Here is a 1,367-nt window from a genome sequence, read left to right on the forward strand (position 1 = left end):
GTGCGACAAGCGCTTGAGCAGCAGATGGATGGCACGGCTTAAACTTATGTTTTCTAAAACAGTCTTTCTATGGCGGCGTTTTACTGGGTTTGAATCGCCCCGGATATTCTAGACACCCGTTAGGCTCTTAAAGTAACGCCTTTCATACTCAACCGGTGACAAGTTATCACTTGTGCCGTGTCGGCGCTTTGGGTTGTAAAACATTTCAATATAATTGAACACGTCACATCTAGCTGCTTCGCGTGTTGAATAAATCTGTCGCTTGATTCGCTCTCGCTTTAGAAGTTGAAAGAAGCTTTCAGCAACGGCGTTGTCATGACAGTTACCACGTCGGCTCATGCTGCCTACCAAGTGATTCGCTTTCAGAAAGCTTTGCCAGTCTCCACTGCTAAACTGGCTTCCTTGATCCGAATGCACCATCACCGTTCCTTGTGGCTTGCGTCGCCAGACTGCTGATAACAAAGCATCCAGTACCAACTCCGTAGTCATGCGAGACTTCATCGACCAGCCAACCACTTGACGAGAAAACAGGTCGATAACTACCGCTAAGTAAAGCCAGCCTTCATAAGTGCGGATGTACGTGATGTCCGTCACCCAAGTAACATTTGGCGCTGTTACTTCAAACTGACGGTCTAAATGGTTAGGGGATACAACAGCCGGTTTTCCACCGCCATAGCCGCCAGGGCGTCGTCGATAGCCTGTCTGAGAACGTAAACCTTCCCTACTCATAAGACGCGCCACACGGTGCTTCCCGCAAGCTTCGCCAGCTTCACGCAAGTCCTGGTAGACCTTGCGATAGCCATATACACCGCCGCTTTCAAGCCAGGAGTGCTTGATCAATCCCAGCAAGCGCTCATCTTCTCGCGCTCGATTAGAGAGCGCTTTTTTACACCATGCGTAGTAACCGCTGGGGTGCACTGCCATCATCTGACACAAGCGACGTACCGAATATTGGCTCGCATAATTTTGAATAAACGCGTACCTCAGTCGGACTCCCTGGCGAAGTACGCGGTGGCCTTTTTTAATATGTCTCGCTCTTCTGATACGCGTTTGAGCTCGGCCTTCAAACGACGGTTTTCAGCTTGGAGATCATCATCTTCTTGCCGTTGTTCTACCGGCTTATCGTAGCGCTTGATCCAGATGTACAGGCTGTGACCTGACACGCCTAGCCGCTCAGCGACCTCGGCCACGCGATGGCCGCGCTCTACCACCTGCTTGACGGCTTCGATTTTGAATTCTTCAGTGTAGCGGGGATAGCTCATGGTTCCTCCTAGATACCTTTAGTATAAGGCCTGGAGGTGTCTACGAAACCTGGGGCGATTCAGTWATSATCTCAAAAACATCTAGTGGTGCCGTCCAGGGCTTCG

Annotated in this window: 1 protein-coding gene; it reads right to left on the reverse strand. The window is 50.5% G+C overall.

The genetic code is table 11. The features are described 5' to 3' along the window. Positions 1 to 108 precede the first annotated feature (108 nt). Positions 109 to 1,262, reverse strand: a protein-coding gene (locus tag MOY_RS16420) for an IS3 family transposase (RefSeq protein WP_105208808.1) whose coding sequence is annotated in 2 segments (ribosomal slippage) — positions 109 to 1,025 and positions 1,025 to 1,262 — 1,155 coding nt in all. Because the reading frame shifts where the segments join, the coding sequence is not laid out codon by codon here. Between the last annotated feature and the right edge of the window lie 105 nt (positions 1,263 to 1,367).

The organism is Halomonas sp. GFAJ-1 (assembly GCF_000236625.2).
GTDB lineage: Bacteria > Pseudomonadota > Gammaproteobacteria > Pseudomonadales > Halomonadaceae > Vreelandella.